Raw genomic sequence first — 4,023 nt, 5'->3', positions numbered from 1 at the left:
CCACCGCGACCGGCAGCAGCGGCACCGGCGCCACCCCGTCCCGCGACCCCGTGACGAGCGCGGTCAGGGCCGCCCTCGCCGGGGAGCCCGTGGTCACCAGGGCCAGCAGCGAGGCGAGCAGCATCAACGGGACCGCACGCCCCGGCGAGCGGATCAGCGGCGGGCTGGTGACGGCGCCGACGGCGGTGCCCAGGAGCGCGCTCACCAGCATCGCGAGCAGCCCCGCACCGCTCGCCGCGAGCCGGTTCACGGCCGTACGGTGATCCGTGCTCGCCGGGTCGCTGATCACCGCGACGACGACGGTGGCGAGGGCGCCGAGCACGGCCGTGGCGAGGAACGCGGAGAGCAGGCAGGCCAGCTGCGCCCGCGAGGGACCGGCGGCCGCGGCCACGCAACTGCGGGCGGCGGGCGGCTCGTTGGTGGCGCAGATCCGCACCAGCCAGGCGGCGACGGGCAGCAGCGCGGCGCCCGCGTACGCGAGGGAGTCCAGGACGGGCTGCCCGCTCTGTACGCCGACGGCGAGGAACGCGGCGTACAGGATGACGGGGGCGAGCCAGCGCTGGGAGCGCAGGAGGAGAGCGGACTGGTAGTGGAGCAGGGCGTTCATCGGTCGCGCACCTCGCTCGTCGTGGGAGCGGCGGGATGCGCCGCCGAGGGCTCGGCGGACGCGGGAGCCGGGACGGATCCCGGGGCGGCCCCCGGCACGGACACCGACACCACGTGCCACGGCGGACGCGCCGTCAGCAGCGCGCGCAGCGCGACGTCCGAGTGCGTCGCCGCCACCGTCAGCCGCAGCGCCCCCTGCGAGGAGTGCGCGGTGACGACACCCGGCACGGAGGGCTGCGCGGCGCCCGGCGGCCCTTGCGCCTCGATCACGACCGAAGGACCTTCCGAGGCCGTGGCATCCCGCGAAGTCCCGTCCGGCGTACGGACGTTCACTGCCGAGCCGACCACCGCGTACGTCACGTCGACCGTGCCCGGGAGCCGCAATGGGTCGTGGTCCACGAAGACGACGGCGCCGCCGTCCGCGACCCGCTCGGCGACGGCGCGGTCGAGTTCGCCGCGGGCCGCGGCGTCCAGGCCCGTCCACGCCTCGTCCAGGACGAGCAGCTCGGGTCCCGCGAGCAGCGCCTGGGCCACTGCGACCTTCTGGCTGCTGCCCTTGGACAGTTCCGACAGGGGCGTACCCGCGTGGCTCGCAGCTCCGAAGCGTTCGAGCCACTCCCGCGCGCCCCGCTCGGCCGCGCCCTTCGCGAGGCCGTGGACGCGGCCCAGGTGGGTGAGATACCCGGCGGCCGTGAACGGCAGCGCCGCGGGGAAGCGTTCGGGGACGTACGCCGTGCGTGGCCGTCCGGCGACGCGGCCCTCGGTCGGTGCGTCGATCCCGGCGAGCAGCCGCAGCAGGGTCGACTTTCCGGTGCCGTTCGCACCCTCGATCCGCACCAGCGTGCCCGCGCCGATGCCGAACCCGACGCCGCGAAGCACCCACGGACCGCCCATGGCATAGCGCCGCCCCACCCCGTCGAGCCGCAGGACGGCCCCCTCAAGATCACTGTCCATGCGGCCATCCTCGCGCAAGGGCCCGGCGGCGGGGCAAGAGGCGAAGCCCCTGCCGGGCCCGATCTTCGGCCTGGCAGACTGGACGCGTGAGCAGCGACCAGACCGCCGGGAACCCCCAGCCGCAGGACACCCCAGCCCCTCAGGACAGCCCCTTCCGCGGCGAGCGGACGACGCGCGACGAGGCACCGCAGTTCGTGCTGCCGCTGGTGGTGCGCATCGAGCGCGCCGAGCCCCCGCACCGTACGGACGCCCTGGAGACCGCGGCGCGCGCGGTGCTCGTCATGCTCGACGACGAGCGGTCCCAGGGCGACGGCGAGTGGGCGCAGGCCATGCGGGACTGGCAGGACGCCCGGATCCGCAAGGTGGTGCGGCGGGCCCGCGGCGCCGAGTGGCGGCGGGCCGACGCGCTCCCCGGCATCACGGTCACGGGCAGGTCGGCGCAGGTCCGCGTCTTCCCGCCGGTGCCGCTCGACGGCTGGCCCAAGGACCTGGCGCGGCTCCAGGTCTCGGGCACGGACCTGGACGACCCGGATGCGGTTTCGCCGCCGGACGCGAACGCGCCGGTCCTGTGGATGAGCCCCGATGTCGACATGTCGGCGGGCAAGGCGATGGCGCAGGCGGGGCACGGCGCCCAACTGGCGTGGTGGGAACTGTCGGACGAGGAGCGCGCCGCCTGGCGGGAGGCCGGTTTCCCGCTCTCCGTCCGCACCGCGGACGCCGCGCTCTGGCGCGAACTCGTGGCGAGCGGCCTGCCGGTGGTGCGGGACGCGGGCTTCACGGAGATCGCCCCTGGGAACACCGTCGCAGTCGAGGGGGGCCGGCGGTTCTGTCCGCTCTCACCGCGCTCGCCGCTCTCGGGCCTGCGCCGGCCGTAGACGGCGTAGACGGCGTAGACGGCCGACAGGCTCACTGCGCCGCGCCTTGCCGGGCGCCGACCCATGCGTCGATGGCCGCCAGCATGGCGTCGTGGTCGTCCTTGTCGTCGTGGTCCGCGGCCCAGGCGACGTATCCGTCCGGCCGCACCAGCATCATCGCCGGTGCCGTCGGACCGGCCGGGGCGACGGTGACAAGACGTTCGGTCGAGACCGTCGCGGGGGCGTGCCGGCTGACGAGCACGAATCGGCAGGCGCGCAGGGCCTCGTACAGCCGCTTCGCGGTGCCGGGCCCGGAGGCCAGCTTCAGGTCGGGGGCGCGCTTTCCTGCGAGGGGGTGGGCGCCGGACGGCGCCGGGTAGGCGACGGCGATCCCCGTGGCCTTGGCCGCCATCCGGTCGGCCAGCGGCGGAATCCTGACGGCGGTGCGCGAGGCCGCGTTCACGAGCGTGCGCACCACGGGCGAATGGACCAGCGCCATCCGCATCATCCGGCCGCTGTCCCGGATCACGCTCCGGCCGATCGGATGCCGCTCCGCCTCATACGCGTCGAGCACGCCGTCCGGCGCCTGTCCCCGCACCGCGGCGGCAAGCCGCCAGGCCAGGTTGGCGGCGTCCTGCAGGCCGGTGTTCATGCCCTGGCCGCCGGCCGGAGAGTGCACGTGCGCGGCGTCCCCGGCCAGGAACACCCGCCCGACCCGGTAGCGCGGCACCTGGCGCTCGTCCGTCTGGAAGCGGGAAAGCCAGCGCGGGTCGTGCATGCCGAAGTCGGTCCCGAGCGCCTTGCGGGTGATCGTGCGCACATCGTCGAGACCGAGGGCGGCTTCGACCGGCATCTGCTTGCCGCGGTCCCACGCGACGACCCGGTGCCAGCCGTCGCCCAGCGGGGACACGAAGGCGATGCCCTCCCTGACCGCGTTCGCCACCGGCTCCTGCTGTGGCACGGACAGGCGGACATCGGCGAGCATCACCGAGCGCAGGGCGGCCCGGCCGGGGAACGGGAGGCCAAGTGCCGTGCGCACGACGCTGTTCATTCCGTCCGCGCCGACCGCGTAGCGGGCCCGGAACGTGGGGCGCGTGCCGTCGGACCGGCGCACGGACACCCGTACGCCGTCCGCGTCCTGCCGCAGCCCGGTGACCTCCGCGCCGAGCACCACCTCGGCCCCGAGCGCCTCGGCGCGCCCGGCAAGCAGCGCCTCGGTCTCGTGCTGGGGCGTCAGCAGCATGAACGGAAACCGGGACGGCAGCCGCGCCAGGTCGAGCTGGGCGTCCCCGATCATCTGCAGCCGGTCGATCCGGGCACCGCCCGCGACGAGTTCGTCGGCGATGCCCCGCGCGTCCAGGAGTTCGAGGGTTCGTGCGTGCACCGCGAACGCCCGGGTCAGCACCGACTTCCGTGTGCGGCGCTCGAGCACGGTGACGGAGACGCCGGCCGCGGCGAGGTCTCCGGCGAGCATCAGACCCGTGGGACCGGCACCCACGATCAGCACTTCGGTGGTTTCGGGCACGAAGGATCTCCCATCACGAGTGGCTGTGCCTGCAACGGCACTGCCATGCAATCCCCGGCCGAACGAGAATCGGTCGACGCCGGT

Annotated in this window: 4 protein-coding genes; 1 reads left to right on the top strand and 3 read right to left on the bottom strand. The window is 74.9% G+C overall.

The window, feature by feature from the left end:
• Window positions 1-607, bottom strand: a 607-nt coding sequence (locus ABD378_RS18770; protein ID WP_344522068.1) for an ABC transporter, incomplete at its 3' end; no start/stop codon positions are given.
• Window positions 604-1,560: an ABC transporter ATP-binding protein gene (locus tag ABD378_RS18765; RefSeq protein ID WP_344522067.1), complete on the bottom strand. Its 957-nt coding sequence runs from the start codon at window positions 1,558-1,560 to the stop codon at window positions 604-606. The genes ABD378_RS18770 and ABD378_RS18765, both read right to left, overlap by 4 nt.
• 86 nt (window positions 1,561-1,646) lie before the next feature.
• On the opposite strand from ABD378_RS18765, the gene ABD378_RS18760 reads away from it, so the two are divergent.
• On the top strand, window positions 1,647-2,435 hold the full coding sequence (locus ABD378_RS18760; protein ID WP_344522066.1) for a peptidyl-tRNA hydrolase: 789 nt from the start codon (window positions 1,647-1,649) through the stop codon (window positions 2,433-2,435).
• 31 nt (window positions 2,436-2,466) lie between these two features.
• Here the strand turns inward: ABD378_RS18760 and ABD378_RS18755 are convergent, their stop codons facing one another.
• A complete protein-coding gene (locus ABD378_RS18755) occupies window positions 2,467-3,939 on the bottom strand; it encodes an FAD-dependent monooxygenase (RefSeq protein WP_344522065.1) in 1,473 nt (490 codons plus the stop codon).
• Between the last annotated feature and the right edge of the window lie 84 nt (window positions 3,940-4,023).

This window comes from Streptomyces rectiviolaceus (assembly GCF_039533825.1).
GTDB classification, from domain to species: domain Bacteria; phylum Actinomycetota; class Actinomycetes; order Streptomycetales; family Streptomycetaceae; genus Streptomyces; species Streptomyces rectiviolaceus.
This window is presented reverse-complemented; position numbering and strand designations above follow the sequence as displayed.